Source organism: Moorella naiadis (nom. illeg.) (genome assembly GCF_051020825.1).
GTDB lineage: Bacteria > Bacillota > DSM-521 > Neomoorellales > Neomoorellaceae > Neomoorella > Neomoorella naiadis.
In genome coordinates, this window is the sequence record NZ_JAXGFQ010000039.1 from 1 (window position 1) to 19950 (window position 19950).

At 45.8% G+C, this 19950-nt stretch carries 17 protein-coding genes and 1 pseudogene; 15 read left to right on the forward strand and 3 right to left on the reverse strand.

Annotated features, from left to right (window positions below; all coding sequences use genetic code 11):
• A pseudogene (locus tag SDD30_RS15950) lies at positions 1–296 on the forward strand (transposase family protein); the annotation flags it as partial.
• A gap of 346 nt (positions 297–642) precedes the next feature.
• Here the strand turns inward: SDD30_RS15950 and SDD30_RS15955 are convergent.
• Positions 643–1488, reverse strand: a complete 846-nt coding sequence (locus tag SDD30_RS15955; protein WP_434075927.1) for a class II fructose-bisphosphate aldolase — start codon at positions 1486–1488, stop codon at positions 643–645.
• Between the two features lie 111 nt (positions 1489–1599).
• Here SDD30_RS15955 and SDD30_RS15960 point away from each other — a divergent pair, with 111 nt between their 5' ends.
• From SDD30_RS15960 to SDD30_RS16020, 13 genes are all read left to right on the forward strand, one after another.
• Positions 1600–2385, forward strand: a complete 786-nt coding sequence (locus tag SDD30_RS15960) for a GntR family transcriptional regulator (RefSeq protein ID WP_434075928.1) — start codon at positions 1600–1602, stop codon at positions 2383–2385.
• A 90-nt stretch (positions 2386–2475) separates the two neighbouring features.
• On the forward strand, positions 2476–2970 hold the full coding sequence (locus SDD30_RS15965) for a 6-phosphofructokinase (protein ID WP_434075943.1): 495 nt from the start codon (positions 2476–2478) through the stop codon (positions 2968–2970).
• A 122-nt stretch (positions 2971–3092) separates the two neighbouring features.
• Positions 3093–4211 carry an ABC transporter ATP-binding protein gene (locus SDD30_RS15970; RefSeq protein ID WP_434075929.1) on the forward strand — a complete coding sequence of 373 codons (1119 nt, stop codon included), beginning with the start codon at positions 3093–3095 and terminating at the stop codon, positions 4209–4211.
• 105 nt (positions 4212–4316) lie between these two features.
• Positions 4317–5825: a sulfatase gene (locus SDD30_RS15975; RefSeq protein ID WP_434075930.1), complete on the forward strand. Its 1509-nt coding sequence runs from the start codon at positions 4317–4319 to the stop codon at positions 5823–5825.
• 124 nt (positions 5826–5949) lie between these two features.
• A complete protein-coding gene (locus tag SDD30_RS15980; RefSeq protein WP_434075931.1) occupies positions 5950–7266 on the forward strand; it encodes an ABC transporter substrate-binding protein in 1317 nt (438 codons plus the stop codon).
• Between the two features lie 291 nt (positions 7267–7557).
• Entirely contained in the window at positions 7558–9069 is a 1512-nt protein-coding gene (locus SDD30_RS15985; protein WP_434075932.1) for a sulfatase, read from the forward strand.
• A 92-nt stretch (positions 9070–9161) separates the two neighbouring features.
• The gene (locus tag SDD30_RS15990) at positions 9162–10157 is read left to right on the forward strand and encodes a DsbA family protein (protein WP_434075933.1); all 996 of its coding nucleotides are present in this window, start codon (positions 9162–9164) and stop codon (positions 10155–10157) included.
• A gap of 24 nt (positions 10158–10181) precedes the next feature.
• Positions 10182–11090: a carbohydrate ABC transporter permease gene (locus SDD30_RS15995; protein WP_434075934.1), complete on the forward strand. Its 909-nt coding sequence runs from the start codon at positions 10182–10184 to the stop codon at positions 11088–11090.
• 16 nt (positions 11091–11106) lie between these two features.
• Positions 11107–11928, forward strand: a complete 822-nt coding sequence (locus SDD30_RS16000) for a carbohydrate ABC transporter permease (protein ID WP_434075935.1) — start codon at positions 11107–11109, stop codon at positions 11926–11928.
• Between the two features lie 12 nt (positions 11929–11940).
• Positions 11941–13221 carry an ABC transporter substrate-binding protein gene (locus tag SDD30_RS16005; protein WP_434075936.1) on the forward strand — a complete coding sequence of 427 codons (1281 nt, stop codon included), beginning with the start codon at positions 11941–11943 and terminating at the stop codon, positions 13219–13221.
• A gap of 21 nt (positions 13222–13242) precedes the next feature.
• The gene (locus SDD30_RS16010) at positions 13243–15204 is read left to right on the forward strand and encodes an alkaline phosphatase family protein (RefSeq protein WP_434075937.1); all 1962 of its coding nucleotides are present in this window, start codon (positions 13243–13245) and stop codon (positions 15202–15204) included.
• A 156-nt stretch (positions 15205–15360) separates the two neighbouring features.
• A complete protein-coding gene (locus SDD30_RS16015; RefSeq protein ID WP_434075938.1) occupies positions 15361–16653 on the forward strand; it encodes an ABC transporter substrate-binding protein in 1293 nt (430 codons plus the stop codon).
• Between the two features lie 168 nt (positions 16654–16821).
• Positions 16822–17916 (forward strand): class I mannose-6-phosphate isomerase, encoded by a 1095-nt coding sequence (locus SDD30_RS16020; RefSeq protein WP_434075939.1) that lies wholly within the window; start codon positions 16822–16824, stop codon positions 17914–17916.
• A 169-nt stretch (positions 17917–18085) separates the two neighbouring features.
• On the opposite strand, the gene SDD30_RS16025 is transcribed toward SDD30_RS16020, so the two are convergent.
• Positions 18086–18388: a hypothetical protein gene (locus SDD30_RS16025; protein WP_434075940.1), complete on the reverse strand. Its 303-nt coding sequence runs from the start codon at positions 18386–18388 to the stop codon at positions 18086–18088.
• 89 nt (positions 18389–18477) lie between these two features.
• Positions 18478–18675, reverse strand: a complete 198-nt coding sequence (locus SDD30_RS16030) for a hypothetical protein (RefSeq protein WP_434075941.1) — start codon at positions 18673–18675, stop codon at positions 18478–18480.
• A 531-nt stretch (positions 18676–19206) separates the two neighbouring features.
• Between SDD30_RS16030 and SDD30_RS16035 the strand changes: the two genes are divergently transcribed.
• On the forward strand, positions 19207–19950 hold a 744-nt coding region (locus tag SDD30_RS16035; RefSeq protein WP_434075942.1), incomplete at its 3' end, for a GntR family transcriptional regulator.

A 19950-nucleotide genomic window follows, 5' to 3' on the forward strand; every position in this document is an offset into this window, starting at 1 on the left:
GCCACCGCTGGGACATTGAAGAAAATATCCTGACGGAAAAGCATCAGGGCTATCAGTACGAGCATGCTTTCTCCCTGGACTGGACAGCGATGAAAAATTGGCATTTAATAATGCACCTGGGGCATCTGTTGAATATCTTGACCTTACATACGGAAGCCCTGGTGGGGAAAGTACGGGAATTGGGCCTGCGGGGAACCATCAAGTTCCTCCGGGAAACTTGGATGCACCGCTGGATTAATCGCGACCAATTGTTGGCTCTCTGCACCAAGGCTCCCAGAGTACGAATGGCCCTTTAATACTTACGCCAGCTGCAACTCAATACCCTGCTTTCAAGCTACCACAAAGGGTGGCTTACTTTGCTGCACTCTTTTTACCCCACATTTCTCCATTCGGAACCCTATCAAGGTTTAGAGAGGGCTTTTTCCGTCCTGGATTTTTGCTTTTACTGCTCGTTCACCTGATTTGTGTACCTGAACCCAGTTTTGAAATAAAATCATGTGTCAGCACTGTATGTAAACCGCAGGTACGAATAGACCCGCGGTTTATTTTTATTTGTAAGCCAGGGGTAGCATACCACCCCATGCTCCTGTCAAAAGCCCGGTCCCATCTTGCTTGAAGAGGTCCTATTAATTCTATTATTTATTAACCTTTCCCGGAGCACCCGCAGAGACGTATCTTATGCTTCACCACTTCCCGTACGGCTTCCCGGGCCTTGATCGCCGCTTTCCAAGGCTCCTTTTCCCCTCCCGCCAGGGCCGCCTGCATAGCTGCCGCCCAGGCTACCTTCAGTTCCGTACCGATGTTAACTTTGGCGATGCCCCTGGCTATGGCTGCGCGGATCATATTATCAGGTATACCCGAGCCGCCGTGGAGGACCAGGGGGACCGGCGTTAGCTTCCGGATTTTATCCAAGCGTTCGAAGTCAATCTTCGGCTCGGATGTATATATGCCATGGGCGGTGCCCAGGGCCGGGGCCAAGGCGTCGATGCCGCTTTCTGCGACCAGCCGGGCCGCCTCGGCCGGGTCGGCCAGGCCGGCGGCAGCATGGCCGCGGTCAACGGAATCTTCAACGCCGCCGATGTGGCCCAGCTCAGCCTCGGCGGATGCGCCCACGGCGTGGGCCGCTGCCGCCACCTGCCGCGAGAGGGCGATATTTTCCGCCAGGGGCAGTTTGGAGGCGTCAATCATTACCGAGGTAAAACCGTGGGCCAGGGCCCAGATGACCCATTGCAAGCTGTTACTGTGGTCCAGGTGCAGGGCAACCGGCACCCGGGCCGCGGCACCGGCTTCCCGGGCCATGGCGGCTGCCGCTGTAGCGCCGATTTTTTCTAAATAGGTAGGCGTGATTTGCAGGATTACCGGAGCTTTTTCCGTTTCCGCGGTTTCGATGATGGCCTGCAGGACCTCCAGGTTGTGAAAGTTGAAGGCGCCGGCGGCATAACCTTCCTTTTGCGCCCGCGACAGTAATTCGGTAGATGACGTTAACATGTTTTTAACCTCCGCTTAAAAAAGTACTTGACGCAATAATACTAACAGAATATAATTAACGTGTAAAGACGCAAATAAACAATATTGCAAAGATCGGGAAGGGGAAACTCCATGGCCTTCGATAAAAACGAGCCTCTCCCTTTACATTATCAGCTTACCAATGATCTGCGCGAAACCATTAAAAACGGCAAATGGAGCGTGGGTGACCTCTTTCCTACCGATAAAGAATTAATGGCTAAATACGGCGTCAGCAGCACCACGGTGCGCCGGGCGGTAGCCCAGCTGGTCCAGGAAGGCTGGCTGGAACGCAAGCCGGGTAAAGGGACTTTTGTTAAGAAAGAGCACGTCGAGGAAACCCTGGGCCGGCTGACCGGGTTCTTCGAGGAGATGCGTCGCCACGGTTTCACCCCCAGTGCTGATGTCCTTGACCTACGCCCTATAGATATTACCCCTAAAGAATTAGAAAGAACACCGGGTCTTAGTGTTTTTGGCGAGCAAAAGATGTTCCTAGTGGAAAGGCTGCAACGATTAAACGGCAAACCGGTGGTCTATTTACGTAGTTATTGGCCCTATGAATATGGAAAGCGCATGGCCGAATTCGACTTAAGTAAAGAAGCTTTGTACGAGATTGCTACCAGGGAATTAAACCTTAACCTGACCCGGGCCGAACAGACTATTGCCGCCGGCTTAGCCCATAAAAAAGAGGCGGAATTGTTGGGCGTAAAGGTCGGGTTTCCAATGCTCATCATGGAACGCCTGGCCTACGTCGGTGACCGACCGATAGAACTCTCTATCAACGCCTACCGTGCTGATCGTTATAAGTATCGTGTCTATTTATACCCAACCAGCAATAACTACGAAGGAATTTTATTACCACAATCTATAGAGTATATATAAAAATAGATGGGAGTTAAATAGGGATAAAATGGATAAACCATGAAGTGAGTGATAGCTTAAAATGAAGCCCAAGACGTTATATGTAGCTCAATCAGGGGTCCAACTTCGGTAATTAACAGTACCCTGGCGGGTATTATCACAATAGCCAGGCAACAAATCCAGGTCGAACGGGTTTACGGGCTGGTCCACGGTCTGGAAGGTGCCTTGAGGGGAGAAGTTATCGACCTCAGTCATTTAAACCATGAAGAACTGGAAAAGTTACGGTATACGCCGGCGGCCATTCTGGGAGGAAGCCGCTATCCTTTAACAGATGAGGATATACATAAGGTTATCAGATTTTTTAAAGACAACGATTGCTATTATTTTCTCTTTATAGGGGGCAACGGCACAATGGATACCTGCTTGCGGTTACAAAACATGTGCCAACAAAAGAACATGCCCCTGGAAGTAGTGGGTGTACCTAAGACCATCGATAATGACCTGGAAGTAACCGATCATGCCCCTGGATACGGTAGCGCGGCCCTGACGCAAGAATTTGTCGAATGGATAACACCGCTGGTGGGGGAAATAATGACGGTATTATAGCGGGAAGACATAAGAGCTACCCATAATTCACCTAATTAAGCATGTGCTTTTGCTGTGGAGTACCAATGGCAGTTGTTGATCTGCTAGCGAAAAATGAAAACGGCAGGAGAGGGGAACTTGCCTTGGCAGGAGATAAAGGCGTTAAATTGGAAGGAGTAACGAAGGTTTTTGGCAATACAACGGCGGTGGCCAAAACCTACCTGGAGATTAAAGATGGTGAGTTTTTAGTTCTTGTCGGTCCTTCCGGCTGCGGTAAGAGTACTACCCTACGGATGATTGCTGGTCTAGAGAAGCCTACGGAAGGCGAGATTTACATCGGCGAGCAGAAGGTAACCAATCTGGAGCCAAAAGACCGTAATATTGCCATGGTTTTTCAGAACTATGCCCTTTATCCCCATATGAAGGTTTTTGACAACATGGCCTTCGGGTTACGCCTGCGGAAAGTGCCCAGGCAAGAAATTGAAGCCCGCGTCAAAGAGGCAGCGGAAATTTTAGGTATAACTCACCTATTGGATAGGTATCCCAAGCAGCTTTCCGGCGGCCAGAGGCAACGGGTGGCCCTGGGCCGAGCCATCGTCCGCCATCCGCAGGTGTTCTTGATGGATGAGCCTTTAAGCAACCTGGATGCCAAGCTCAGGGTGCAAATGCGGGCCGAGCTGGTCAAATTGCATAAGCGCTTAGAAACGACAATAATCTATGTCACCCACGATCAGACAGAAGCGATGACTATGGGGACACGGATTGTTGTTTTGAAAGATGGGCTTATCCAGCAAGTAGGATCTCCTAAAGAGATTTATAACAACCCGGGTAATATCTTCGTAGCCGGATTTATCGGTTCACCGCCAATGAACTTCCTGAAGGGTGTTATTGAACAAGAGAATGGGGAAATACAATTTAAGGCGCAAGGTTTTACCCTGAACCTACCGGCAACAAAGATGGAAGTACCGGCGAATAAAGAAGTTATATTAGGTATTCGTCCCGAAAGCCTGGCCATAGTGGATGGTGAGAATAAAGGGACTCAATCTATATCCTTGGAAGTGGAGGTGGTAGAGAATATAGGCTCGGAAACCATTATTCATACCCGTACCCAAAGTAGAGAGGAGGTGGTTATTAAGACCAGCGGTTTTGAGAGAACGCCTGAAATGGGCACAGTTATTAAAGTTAAAGCCAATCAAGGTAATATTCACCTGTTTGATGTTCAAAGTGGCTCCTATCTAAAAACATTTAGTATTGCTGTTTAAAGAAGTCAATTAAGGAAGCCACACATGTCCGGGAAAAAATTATTATATCAGCTGTGCACATGATCTTCATTATTCTAAAATTAGAACTCATTGAGGTGGAAAAACATGAATGTAATCCTTATTATTTCTGATACTTTTCGTCGCGATAATCTTTCCTGTTATGGGCCAACTCGCGTCAAGACCCCGCATCTTGATCGGTTTGCCAGCGAGGCGTACATCTTCGACAATGCTTATTTAGGTTCTTTCCCCACCATACCCAATCGTCTAGACATCATGAGTGGACGCTTCAGCTTTATTGACCACGCTTGGTGCCCTTTGCCTACCGATACAGTGACCCTCCAGCAAATTCTTAGTGCCTCAGGCATCGTGACGCAAATGATTGTCGACAATCCGCATTTAATCGAGAACGGGTTCAACTACGAGCGAGGTTTTGATGGATGGGAATGGATCCGAGGGCAAGAGTCTGATCGGTGGAAGTCTGTACCTCGAAATATCAAATTGCCTGCTGACCCCAGTAAATTGCGCAATCCATATTTTGTCTTACCAAACTACTTGCGCAATACGTCCTGGTGGAAGTCTGAAGAGGACCGCTTTGTAGCGCGGTCGATCAAATCGGCGTGCCAGTGGCTGGAAGAAAGCCAAGACGTAGATAAGTTCTTTCTGTATATTGATCTCTTCGACCCACACGAACCATGGGATGCGCCCAAAGAATATGTTGATATGTATGACCCAGGTTATCTTGGCCAGGAAATCATCTATCCATACTATGATTTCTGGAGAAATTTTCTCACCGAAGACGAAATGAACCATGTACGTGCGATGTACATGGCAGAAGTTACTCTAGTTGACCGTTGGATTGGCATTTTGCTGAATAAGATAGACGAATTGGGCCTGAGAGAAGATACGGCAGTGATTTTCACAAGCGACCACGGCTTCCTCTTTGGAGAACACGGGGTGGTTGGCAAGGCGCTCAGACCAGAAAAGGGTTATTATGAAGCGCTTAGAATGTATGACGATATCCGTAGGAACCCTTTGATAATTCGTCTACCCGGCCAAACACAAGGTCAGCATATTGGTGCTCTTGTGCAGTCACCTGATTTGATGCCCACAATTTTGGAACTGGCTGGCTTAGTAGCAACTGAGTCTGTCGGGGGTCAAGCAATGATTCAAGCTTTACAGTGCGGTGTTTTCTACGCAGAGAATTGGAAATTTAATCCGGAAACTATCCATGGGAAGTCCTTGATGCCGCTTCTACGTGGCGAAACGAAGCGACTACGCGACATCGCTGTCTGCTCCAACTCGTTGATCCATCATACGCCTGTTGTGGCTAAGTGTGCGGTGGTGACGGAGGATGGCTGGTGTTTACACTATGCCGGTAACTACACGGAAGAATTGCATGAAGCGGTAATTGTCAACAAACAAGTAATCGAACCTAAGCCCAAACTCACGCCGAAAGAGCCAGCACTATTTTATCTACCTGATGATCCGGAGGAGGAGCAGGACCTTATCGCTAATAATGAACAATTAGCTAGAGAGATACACGAACGATATGTTCATTGGCTCGAAGAAGTGGGTACACCAGAGGAGCATCTTGCCGGTAGACGCAAGCTATAATGAGCGCGGGAACTTTCTGGGGTCGCAGGCTCGGCTCTCTGCCGAGCTTTCACCCCATTGTAGCTGCAGGTTAGAGGTGACTGTTGGTGGCCAATCAGCGGAGGTTAGGAGGGAGAAAATTAAATTGGCTTTAAGAGTAAATAAACTATTATTCGTATGCAGGAAAATTGGAGCCATATTTCTTATTTTAGTGCTTACAATGGTACTATTGGAAGGATGTGCTAAGCAGCCAAACTCTGAGTCCAATAAATCTAATACAGCAGATATTAAGGCGGTAAATATTACCTTCTGGTATCCCCAAGCTGGCAATTGGTTGCAAATAATGAATGACCTCATAAACCAGTTTCAAAAAGAACATCCGAATATTAAAATTACTGCCATGGCTATACCTGAAGCTCAACGGATGGAAAAACTTTTAACTGCTTTAGCGGGAGGGGAGCCACCAGATGTAACCTTAAATGCCCCATCTGAGGTGCCTGTGCTTGCTGCTAAAAATGCTATTGTAGCGATTGACTCGTTAGGTGAAGTACCCAAGGACTATTATGATGCACCCCGACAGGCATGTATAGTCGATAATCATCTTTATGCATTGCCTATCGCCATGGGAAATATGGTTCTTTATTATAATGCTGAACTATTTAAAAAGGCAGGTCTTGATCCAGAAAAACCACCGACTACCTGGAATGAACTAATAGATTATGCACGTAAGCTGACTAACCCTTCAGAGAATCAATGGGGCATATTATTACCTACCAAAGTAGCACCGCTTACGACTGAGTGGTGGGATAACTTTCTTTGGGCGAGTGGAGGGAAATTCCTTAGCCAAGATAACAAGGAAGCAGCTTTTAATTCACAGGAAGGGGTAGAAGCCCTCCAGTTTTGGGTTGATCTATTCCAAAAATATAAAGTAGCTCCTCTTATTCAGTTGGATAATGTAACAATGGTTTCTATGTATCAAACAGGCAAAGTTGGTATGTTACCCATTTATCCCCAATTTGTTCAAACAGTACGCAAATTACCCTTTGAGACTAAAACTGCTATGATGCCCAAGAATATCATACAAACTTCAACATTAGGAGGATACGCATTAACAATATCTCAAAAAAGCAAGGATAGACAAGCGGCTTGGACTTTTATAAATTGGCTTAGCCGGCCAGAAAATGCGGTTAAGTTAAATGTGGGTATGGGGAGTTTGCCAGTACGAAAAGCAACCTATGAATTTCCTTCTTATCAGGAGTTTCTTAAAAAAGAACCTCTCCTTAAACCTTTTATAGCTACAATACCTTATACGCAACCCTACCCGCAAGTACCGAACCTAACTCAGTTGGAAATGGTAGTGGCAGAGGAAATCCAAAAAGCTTTATATAGAGAAGCTACACCTAAACAGGCTCTTGATAATGCTGCAATTAAGGTTAATGAAATATTGTCTAAACCTTATTAGTCATAATGGAAGGGCCAACCAAGGACTGGATATCCATAAAGACAACATAACCGAAGCCATTACCAAAGCGGAACGCGAAAAAGCAGAAAACCTGAGAAATATCACCAATTCACCCTGAAAGCCGGGCTATATTAAATGGCGAGATGGCGAAGCTCAATCTATATCATGTGAAGTGGAGGTGGCAGAGAAAGAAAGTTCATTAAGGCGATTGGGTTTTAGTATTGCTTAAAGATATCCGGCTTTCGGCTTTACACACGACCTTGTCTATTTAGCATGTTGAGGTGGAAAAACATGAATGTAATCCTTATTATTTCTGATACTTTTCGTCGCGATAATCTTTCCTGTTATGGGCCAACTCGGGTCAAGACCCCGCATCTTGATCGGTTTACCAGCGAGGCGTACGTCTTCGACAATGCTTATTTAGGCTCTTACCCCACCATACCCAACCGCCTAGACATCATGAGTGGGCGTTTTAGCTTCATTGACCATGAGTGGTGTCCTTTACCTAAAGATACGGTGACCCTGCAACAAATTCTTAGTGCCTCGGGCATAGTGACGCAAATGATTGTTGATAATCCGCATTTAATCGAGAAAGGCTTTAACTACGAACGAGGTTTTGATGGCTGGGAGTGGATCCGGGGGCAGGAAACTGATCGGTGGAAGACTGTTCCACGAAATGTCAAATTGCCTGCTGACCCCAGCAAGTTACGCAGTCCCAATTTCCTTATGCCTAACATCCTGCGTAACACGGGCTGGTGGAAGTCTGAAGAGGACCGCTTTGTAGCGCGGTCGATCAAATCGGCGTGCCAGTGGCTGGAAGAAAGCCAAGACGTAGATAAGTTCTTCCTGTATATTGATCTCTTCGACCCACATGAACCATGGGATGCGCCTAAAGAATACGTTGATATGTACGACCCGGGTTATCTTGGTCAAGAAGTCATCTATCCACACTATGAGTTCTGGTGGAACTTTCTTACTAAAGATGAACTAAATCACATGCAGGCGCTGTATATGGCAGAAGCTACTCTGGTTGACCGTTGGATTGGCGTTCTGCTAGATAAGATGGACGAGTTAGGCCTGAGAGAAGACACGGTAGTGATTTTCACTAGCGACCACGGCTTCCTTTTTGGAGAACACGGGGTGGTTGGCAAGTCGCTTGTCACCGTAGGAGAAGGTTACTATGAAACGGTTAGGATGTATAACGATCTTCGACGAATACCTTTAATAATTCGTTTGCCCGGCCAGAATAATGGCCAGCATATAGGTGGTCTTGTGCAGTCGCCTGATTTGATGCCCACAATCCTGGAACTGGCTGGCTTGGTAGCAACTGAGTCTGTCGGGGGTCAAGCAATGATTCAAGCTTTACAGTGCGGTGTTTTCTACGCAGAGAATTGGAAATTTAATCCGGAAGCTATCCACGGGAAATCTTTGATGCCGCTTATGCGTGGCGAAACGAAGAAACTACGTGACATCGCCGTATGCTCCAACTCGCTGATCCACCATACACCCGTTGTGGCTAAGTGCGCGGTGGTGACGGAGGATGGCTGGTGTTTACACTATGCGGGTAATTATACGGAAGAATTGCACGATGCGGTAATAGTCAACAATAAGCTTATCGAACCCCGGCCCAAACGCGCGCCGAAAGAACCAGCACTGTTCTATCTACCTGACGATCCGGAGGAAGAGCGGGACCTGATCACTAGTAATGAACAATTAGCTACAGAGATACACGAACGATATGTTCATTGGCTCGAAGAAATGGGCACACCAGAGGAGCATCTTGCCGGTAGACGCAAGTTATAATGAGTACGGGAACTTTCTGGGGTCACAGGCTCGGCTCTCTACCGAGCTTTCACCCCAACATGGCTTTCAGGCAGGAGGGTTAGAAACTGACGATGAAATCAATCTTGCAGCCAGGGATTAAAGCACCACAGTTCACATTGCCAGCTGTGAACCAAGAGTATGAGGTGTCCGTAAGTGGCCAGTTGGAACATGTTACAGCTATCCTTTTTTTCGGTTCTGAAGTGAATAACGAAATAGCTGGTCAACTCACCGGATTCCAGGAGCGGTTACAGGACTTCGAGAAGCATAACGCAATGGTAATTGCCATTTCGGATGCAGCTCCAGGCGACTTGAGGAAATTAGCAGAGAAGGAAGGTATCAATTTTCCCTTCATAGCTGATTCTGAACCGCGTGGGTATGTAGCGCGCAGTTTCGGTGTGGTCTCCAATGAAAATATACAGCCGGCCGTATTCATAGTCGACCAAGAAGGTTTGATACGACGAGTTTATTGTCCAGAGCCTGGCAAGGATCTACCCAACCCAGCGATGGTGCTCCGGGCGATTATCAAACTTGCTAATACACCGAAACCCCCTCTTGTGACCCCGGAAGATTGGCGGCTGGGTTCTCCAGAAGCACCTGTTATCTTAATTGAGTATGGAGATTATCAATGTGGGCATTGTCGGCAACTCTACCAAGTCATAAGGAAGCTGTTGCCCCTGTACGAAGAAAAAGTGCAGTTTGTTTTCAGGCACTACCCCCTTCGACATTTGCATCCCCAGGCGGAGCTGGCGGCCGAAGCAGCTGAAGCTGCTGGTGCACAAGGGAAGTTTTGGGAGATGCACGCCCGGATGTTTGAAGCCGAAAATGCGTTGGAGCGGGAAAACCTTGTTGAGTATGCCCGGGAGATTGGCCTGGATATTGAAAAGTTCACCCAAGACCTGGACAACCATCGTTTCGCAAATGAAGTCAAAGAGGATTTCCGAGGGGCGACTAGGAATAAGATCAAGTTTCCCCCGGCCTTCTTCATTAACTATATTTTTTTCGATGAACCACCAACTGAAGAGACTATTAGGGCGAGGATTGATAGTCTACTAGCCTGTCTGGCCTAATAAACCGTAAGGGATAGGTGGAAAATGGGCGTTAAGGGATTATCCCGGCAACGAAATAAACTATACGACAGAGAACAAATCAGGGTAGGATATACCTTCCTTTCACCAGTATTTCTCTGGATGGCTGTGTTTGTCATCTTTCCGGTAAGTTTTGCTTTTTATTTAAGTCTTCATGATTGGAACATCCTATCAGCAGAACATTCTTATGTTGGCTTAGGTAATTATTTAGAGTTGCTACGAACACCCGATTTTCTTGTTGCCTTGAAGAATACAATTTATTTTACAGCGGGAAATGTTTTTTTTACTATGGTATTGTCGTTAATCGTTGCTGTACTTTTAAATCGTAAAATTCGCGGCATTGCTTTTCTGCGGGGGCTTTATTATTCTCCTGTAGTTGTTTCCGTGATTGCTGCAGCTACGGTATGGACATATATTTATGATCCCCAGTTTGGTACTTTAAATTCCTTACTCCGCTTAATCCATTTACCTGCTCTTCCTTGGTTGGCTGATCCTGCTTGGGCTATGCCAGCGGTAATAATTATGAGCGTATGGAAAAATACTGGCTATTACATGGTGATTTATTTGGCCGGTCTGCAAGGTATACCTGAAAGTTATCATGAAGCAGCCAAGGTTGATGGGGCTACTCCTTGGCAATGTTTCTGGTATATCACCTGGCCCCTTCTTATGCCTAGTACAATGCTAGTCGTTATAATGGCGCTTATCCATTCTTTTCAGGTATTTGGGCAAATTTATGTTATGACTGCGGGTGGTCCGGTTAACAGTACTTTGGTTCTTGTTTATTATCTGTATCAGCAGGCCTTTGTCTATTTCCGTATGGGTTATGCTAGTGCAGTTGGGTTTGTTATCTTTATAGTAATTTTTATTGCGACCTTTATTCAGTTTCGCTTAATGGACCGAAAAATCCAGTTCTGAAGGAGGTTAAAAAATATTGCAAGGCAAGGTAAGGACTTTAATGATCTGGATTATCATTTTTGCGGGAGCCTTAATAACGGTTATTCCTTTTATCTGGATGCTATCGACATCTTTTAAAAGCGAGGGGGAAGTTTTTTCGGCGGCATTAAGATTAATTCCCCAGCAATGGTTATGGAGAAATTATGTTGAAACGTGGAATTCAGCCCCGTTTGGACGCTATTTCTTTAATAGTTTCTTGGTAGCAGGTGTAGGTACCTTGGGAGTACTAATTACTTCAGTTCTAGGAGGTTATGCTTTAGGTCGCCTTGATTTTCCAGGCCGTAATGGTATTTTTTTAGCTATATTAGGTACCATGATGATTCCCACTCAAGTTACGATGATTCCAAGTTTTATGTTGATGCGGTGGCTGGGTTGGGTAAATACCTTCAGGGCCTTAATCGTTCCCTTTTTAGTCTCACCTTTCGGGTTATTTCTCATGCGACAGTTTTTTCTAACCATACCCAGAGACCTGGAGGATGCTGCACGTATAGATGGCTGTAGCCGCTTGCAAACTTTGATCCGCATCATCCTCCCAAATGCTGGACCTGCTTTAGCTAGTCTAACTATATTTTCATTTACCGCTCTTTGGAACGAATTTTTTTGGCCCTTAGTAATGACTACAACCACTCAAATGCGAACGATTCAGCTGGGACTAGCTGCCATGAAAAGCGAATATACCATTCAATGGCCTCTACTTATGGCGGCTACAGTATTGTCGACTTTACCTATTTTTATTTTATATCTTACCTTTCAGCGATTTTTTGTCAAAGGCATTGTGACTACTGGTTTAAAAGGATAAGGGGGAAAAATTATGCGTAAATGGTTGTTGATATTAACAATTTTTCTAGCTTTGGCCTTATCGGTTACTGGATGCAAGGGGACTCCCCAAAATACAACTTCAAAAGAGGAACATGTTACTAATATTAAATTCTGGCACTCCTTAGGGGGTCAGAATGAAAAGGTTATTCAAAGTCTAATAGCGGATTTCAATACCAGTCATAAGGATATCCATGTAGAGGGATTATATATCCCCCCAGCAGAACGCATCCCTAAAATCTTAAGTGCTATAGCAGCGGGTTCTCCACCAGATGTAGCTACTTTATCACCGCAGGAGATGTCTTCGGTAGTTAGTTCTGGGGCCTTGGCTCCAGTAGATAAGTTGGCAAAACCGGGACAGTTTGTAAAGGAAGATTTTTATCCCGGGCCCTTACACGCAGTAACTTACAATAATAAAATATATGGTGTTCCTATAAGTGTTGGGGATGTATGTCTATATATTAACCGAGATTTATTTAAAGCTGCTGGACTTGACCCCGATAAACCGCCACAGACTTGGAACGAGCTTTTGGAGTATGCAAGCAAACTCACCAAACCAGAAAAAAATCAGTGGGGTATCCTCCTCCCTACAAACCCAGTACTTTGGACGACCGAGATCTGGTCTGCTTTTATTAGGCAGGCGGGGGGTCAGTTTTTAGACGATGAAAAAAGCCTAGCAACCTTTAACAGTGAAGCAGGAGTTAAGGCTCTCCAGTTGTGGGTAGATCTTACGCAGAAATATAAAGCAGCACCTCTTATTCCCATTGAGAATCAGCCAATGATGGAGCAGTTTCAAACAGGTAAATATGCCATGGCGATTAACTATCCGCAGTGGATAGAAGCGGCGAAAGCTTATTCTTTCCCTGTAAGTACAGCTCCGCTTCCCAAGGAAAAGAAGTATGCTACTACCTTGGGCGGTTGGGACTTAGTTATTTTCAATGCTAGCAAGCAAAAAGAAGCAGCCTGGAGTTTTGTAGAGTGGTTATCCAGTCCGGAAAACGCGGTAAAATGGAATATAGGTATGGGTAGCCTTCCTACCAGCAAAAAAACCATGGAACTACCGCAGTATCAGGAATATGTTAAGAAAAATCCCCTGGTGAATGCTTTTGTGGTGTCGGAACCATATTCTGAAGTAAATAGTCGACACCCCAAGTATAACCGTGCTGCATTAGTAGTTGCTCAAGCTATCCAAGCTGCTATTTACGGAAAGGAGCCTGCCAAAGTAGCTCTTGATAATGCTGCTAAAGAAGTTAATGACCTTTTAAGTAAGAAGTAAGAGCTTTAGAAAGGAGTAAAGATGTACATGGGAAAGAAAGTAGTTTTGATTGGTCTCGACGCGGCTATACCGAAACTGGTACAAAGGTTTTGCCAGGAAGGAGTTATGCCTAACACAAACCAATTGTTACATGATGGGGCTTTTACTAAAGCATTATCAGCTTTACCAGCCCTCACTCCTACCAACTGGACAACTATTGCCACGGGTGCCTGGCAAGGTACCCATGGCATTAATGCCATGAAATTACACTTACCCGGGCGCCCGTTGAATGAACAAAGTGGCGATTTGGCTTTCCGTACTACTTCCTGCCGGGCCGAGTATCTATGGGAAGCGGCGGCTAAAGCAAATAAAAGGAGTATTTTAATTAAGTATACAACCTCATGGCCACCTACTATGGCAACGAATATTATCCAAATAGACGGTTGTGGTAACCCGGCATTTGGTTCTTCGCCCCTGGAAATTACGCCGGCAGCTTGTTATGCGAATTTCCCCCTTCCTAGAATTGACGAACCAATTATTTTAAAAAAAGGCGAAGGTTGGAGCAATCTTCCTTCATACCATGGAGAACCCCTGGAAACAGTAATTGAAATTCGTCCCAAGTCAAAGGGAGAAGTTATCAGGTTAAATGCCCTAATACTTAATTCACAGGGCAATGGATATGACCTGGTATTAATCGCGGAAGGCAAGAATGTGGGCGACTCCTTAGCGTCCCTGCGGGTTGGTGAATGGAGTTCGTGGCAGGAGGTTCATTTCAAGTTGGATGAGGGTTCTAAGCAGGGAGCGCTTCGATTTAAACTAGTTGAGCTTACTCCTGATGCCAGCCGGATTCGCCTGTTCCGGAGTCAAGTCTATCCTTTAAGAGGTTTTAGTCAACCAGGTTCGATGGCCTCTCAGTTAATTGAAGTAGCCGGTCCCTTTATTGAGCATATTCCCAAGGTTCCCTTCTTGTGGGGGTGGATTGATGCAGAAACCCTTTTTCAAGAGGCCGAGTACCAGGCTAAATGGATAGCGAAAGCGGGTAGCTATCTAATGAAAACAGAAGAATGGGACCTTTTTATGACCCAGTGGCACTTTTTGGACCATGCTGGCCATCAGTGGTTAGCTAAAGTTGATCCCTTCTCTCCCCTCTATTCTGAAGAAGAGGCGCCCGTGGCCTGGGAATACTTACGACGGGCTTACCGTATAGCTGATAATCTTATTGGAGCTTTGACAGAAGGAGCTGGCTCAGAAGCGGTAACGGTTATAGTATCAGACCATGGGAATTGTCCGGTTCGTAAATTGGTTTCACTGCGCAACCTATTTAAAGCGCGAGGCCTGATGGTAACATATCAAGACGCAACTGGAAAGGAAATAATAGATTGGTCTAAAAATAGAGCCTGGGTATTTGGCCATGGAAATCCTAATATTTATGTTAATTTGCGTGGCAGGGATCCTGAAGGGATAATCGAACCTGGGAGTCGCGAGTATCATCAAGTGTGCCAAGAAATCATCGATGCCCTTAATGGGCTACGCGATGAAGAAACCGGAGAACACCCCATAGCTTTTGCTCTAACCCGCGAAAATGCTGCTCTGTTAGGAAGTTGGGGTCAAATGGCTGGCGATGTAGTATTTGGTTTCACTCGTGGCTATGGGTGGGATAATAATGAATTGGAACATCATATAATGGCGAGCATAACTGAATCTAAAGAACACTCATCAAGTTCAATGCATGGAGCGCAAATCCCCACAGCCGAAACTGATATTTCGTCTAATTATGCTACCCTTATAATAAGCGGTCCAGGTATCAAAAAAGGATATATAAGACCTATAGAAGACCTTGGGGCGGCGCGGTTGGTAGATGTAGCACCTACGTTAGCGAAGATTATGGGTATTCCGGAACCGTCCCAGAGTCAGGGAAGCATCTTAAAGGATTTTTTCGAAGGACATCCTTCTACCCATCCTGGTCGTAAAAATACTTGGACTTGTTCTCCAGAAAAAAATTAAGGGTTATAGGCCCAGGAGGGAAAAAGGAGAACGGGTCAGCTTCGGTTGCTGGCCCTCGCCAAACAAGGCTAACATGGGCTTTCTCTATCCCAGAGGATTGCGCTTCGCTCCTGAGAGAGGTAATTATGTTTAATTAAAAAAGGGGAGGCAAAAACGATGCTTAGAAGAAAAACTTTGCTAGCAATTGTGTTTTTTACCCTTTCAGCTGTTTTTCTGGTAAGTTGTGGTTCCAAAACGAGTACATCTCCTCAGCAAACTTCAAGTTCAAAGGCAAGTCCTGTACAGCTAGAATTTTGGTATGCTCTACCAGGGGCTCAGGGTCAGGTAGTAAAAGACCTGGTAGACGAATTTAATAAAACGCATCCCACTATCCAAATATCTACTACCTTTATACCTACTGCTGAACGGCTTACCAAGATCACAGCAGCAATAGCTGGTGGGGGAGTGCCTGATCTTTATACGGCTGGCCCACCTGACTTAGCAGCTTTACAGGGAGCTAAATCGATAGTTCCTTTAAACGATCTGGCTAAACCTGGGGAATTAAATATAGAAGATTATTATCCAGGACCTCGCAAGGTTGTAGAAAAGGAAGGTAAAATTTGGGCACTTCCCGTTAGTGCGGGGATTATCGGCCTTTACTACAATAAAGACTTGTTCAAAGCCGCCGGGCTTGATCCGGATAAACCACCCCGTACCTGGAATGAACTTGTCACCTATGCGCAAAAATTAACAGATCAGAGCAAAGAACAATGGGGTTTGCTCTTGCCTACCCAGGCTGATCTCTACCTTACAACTATATGGTTGAATTTTTTCTGGCAAAATGGAGGGCAATTCTTGACTCCAGATGGTCAGAAAGCGGCTTTTAACTCTAAGGAAGGGGCAGATGCTCTCCAATTTTGGGTTGATTTATTCCATAAATACAAGGTAGCTCCTCTGGTACAACAAAATGAGACTTCTGCTATTCAAACCTTTGCAACTGGTAAGGTTGGAATGTTATACGCTATGCCTCTATGGATCAAGAATACGCATTCGTTCCCATTTGCTGTTGGTACGGCGGTGCTTCCTCGTCAAATCAATGCAGCTACAACTTTGGGCGGGTGGTATGTTACCATAATGGCTGGTAGTCACCATCAAGCGGAAGCCTGGACTTTCCTAAAATGGCTGGCCGAACCCGAACACGCTGCTAAGTGGAATATAGGCATGGGGAGTTTGCCAACCAGTCGGCAGAATCAAGCCTTTCAAAAATTCGCGCAAAATGAACCACTAGTACAGCCATTTCTAACGATGATGGCCGAGGAAGTGCAAGTTCCTCCTACAATCAAACAGTATGCCGAGATATCTATGCTTGTAGCTAACGCCATTCATGAGTCTATTTATCAAAAGAAAAGTCCTAAGGAAGCTCTGGATGCCGCTGCTCTCCAGGCAGATACGCTTCTTCAAAAGAAGTGATTTGGTTAAAAAGGTTCTTCGCTGTTTCGTGTAGTTGAAACAAAAATATTTTACGACTGGGTTTGACGAGAAGCTTCGTACTCGTGTTTCTAAGGGGCAGGGGGCAGGTCAGATTCGCTTGTTGCCCCTTGCCCAACTAAACGTCTATTCTGGAGTTGATAATGAAAAGTGATATTTAAGAGACAACCCTTAAGATTAGAAGAAAATCGGGTCTGGCGGATATATACCGGCGGATGGCTGCTTGATCAATTTTTAGGGAAATCGCATCCAACTGATGGGCATTTTCCTGAAGATTGGATTGGTTCCACAGTCCTGGCTCGTAACCTTGGCCATAACCAGACCGGTACAGAGGGATTAAGCTATGTTACAATGCCAGGTGGAGAAAGGTACAGCTTAAAGACCCTTTTGGAACAGGCACCAGCGGTCCTATTAGGTGAAGAACATTACCATAAATATGGTACCAATCCTGGCGTCCTAATTAAACTATTGGATACAGCCATGCGGCTTCCGATACAAGTTCATCCTGATAAAAGTTTGGCGCAAATGTATTTTAACTCGCCTTTTGGTAAGACAGAGGCGTGGCTGGTCTTGGCGACCAGGGAGATTAATAATATGCCACCATATATCCTATTTGGCTTTCGCGAAGGAACATCCTGGCAACAATTTACCACAGCGGTACGGGAGAATAGTTCACTGGCCCTGGAACAATGCCTGCATCGCCTGCCGGTACAGGCAGGCGATGTTTATCTAATAGATGCTGGAGTACCTCATGCCATTGGCCCGGGTAATTTAATCTTGGAACTCCAGGAGCCTACGGACATTACTATTCGCGCCGAAAAAAATGTTAATAACATTGTAATGAACGACGAAGTTGCCTATCAGGGCCTAACATTAGAACAATCCCTGGAGTGTTATCGCTTTGAACCTCTGACTGCTGATGAGACGCTGCGAAAATATAAGTTAAAACCATGCCTTATTAAGGAACAACCGGGTCAGGGCCGGGAGCAATGGTTAATTAATTATACCGACACACCCTGTTTTACGCTCCAATCGCTACAAGTGACTTCTTATTGGGAAGTAGAGGACCATAAAACCTTTCATTTAATGATAATTATCAAGGGAAGAGGAAATCTGGTGACTGAAGGATCAACAACTGCGATTCATCAAGGTAATTACTTTTTTATTCCCGCTCGATTTCCCTATCGTATAGAGAATTTAAGTGATAGGCCAGTAGAAATAATAACTTGCTGGCCACCGCAATAATTCCTCTCATTAGTGCTCGGTTAAGGCCTATAAAACCTAGAATATTAAAGCTGTTAAAGTGTCATGCGTCCCCATCTCCACAGGACCTGCGACGCCTTGATGATGAAGAATTGGCCACAGTGTTTATTTACTAATGTTCCATTGGTGATCGGTTAACCAGTTTTGCAAATTAATGCAAGTTGTTATCCTGGAAATTATTCATCTGTACCCAGGGGTCCAAAAGGCGTTTACGGTTAACATTGGGATCTACTCCTTTCACCAGATAGAAGTATAGAAGCTCCAGGGGGTCGTCTTCGATACCGGCAACTTTCAGTACTCGCTCGAGCAAGCGGCCGGATGCGCGGAAGGTTTCTGCCCAGCGCATGGGAGTCCAACGGTTTTCCTTTTTCGGTACTAAACTTCGCATGAAGTTTAGTACCCGGTGGCTTACTACCAGGGTCAGCATCGCTACCAGTACCAGGGATTGCACCACATCATCATGGCCGCTATCGATTATGTCTAGCTGATAGATGCGCTTTAGTTCTTTAAATATTACAAAAGCGCCACATCTTGCGCGCTTATTTACTCCGGCGAAAGGCTGGTGAGATACAAGTGATACTCGTTGGTATCGTGATCCAGGACCCCCACTAAATGATAGGTTTCTTTAGCCAGGGTGACATTTCCTTGATAAGGCCGACGCTGGAAGGAGATTTCTACGAGTACGTCTAGCACTTCTCGTTTTAAGTGCGGCAGGATATCTTGCAGGCTCTTTCCCGCCAAGTCTATGGCCCGGCCTCGATATTTTTGGAGTACGGCGACGATGGTAGGATTGGCTGTTTGCTTCAGGCGGCTGACAAAGTGACCACCATTCCGCGTGATGCGGCTAAATAGCTGGTACTTAAAGTAGCCCAGGCCAAATAAAAGGATGGTATCCTTGACTCATGGACCCACGCGCATGGTCTTAAATCTACCCTTACGGCCGTATCACGCAGCCCCTCGGGCGAAAACATGGTGTTCAACATTGTTTCGCAGTGGAGATGCTCCATAACATGCCCATATTAAAGGGGTCACAAAGTCCACTGACCAGGACACTGTAAGCCTTAATACATGTAGCTTAAATACCGTTTACCCTAAACAGGTAGTGGTAATAAAGGCAAGGTCGCAGACTAGATGATGGAGCTTATTTCGAAAAAATCCTGTTTGACACTATCCCGCTCAAAAAAGTACTTGACGCAATAAAACTAACAGAATATAATTAACGTGTAAAGACGTAAATATATAATATTACAAAGGGCGGGCAGGGGAAACCCCATGGCCTTCAATAAAAACGAACCTCTCCCTCTACATTACCAACTCACAAATGACCTGCGCGAAATCATTAAAAACGGCAAATGGAGCGTGGGTGACCTCTTTCCTACCGATAAAGAATTAATGGCTAAATACGGCGTCAGCAGCACCACGGTGCGCCGGGCGGTAGCCCAACTGGTCCAGGAAGGCTGGCTGGAACGCAAGCCGGGTAAAGGGACTTTTGTTAAGAAAGAGCATGTCGAGGAAACCCTGGGCCGGCTGACTGGTTTCTTCGAAGAGATGCGCCGTTGTGGTTTCACCCCCAGTGCTGATGTTCTTGACCTCCGTCCTGTCGATATAACCCCGAAAGAGTTGGAAAAAACGCCAGGCCTCAGTATCTTTGGCGACCAGAAAATGTTTCTGGTGGAAAGATTACAACGTTTAAATGGCAAACCGGTGGTCTATTTACGTAGTTATTGGCCCTATGAATATGGAAAGCGCATGGCCGAATTCGACTTGAGTAAAGAGGCTTTATATGAAATTGCCACCAGGGAATTGCACCTGACCCTCACCCGGGCCGAGCAGACCATCGCTGCCGGCGTGGCCCGCAAGAAGGAGGCCCAGCTGTTGGAAGTCAAGGTCGGGTTTCCGGTGCTCATCATGGAACGCCTGGCCTTTGCCGGTGACCGGCCGGTAGAACTTTCCATTAACGCCTACCGCGCTGATCGTTACAAGTACCGCGTCTTGCTCTACCCGACCAACAATAAC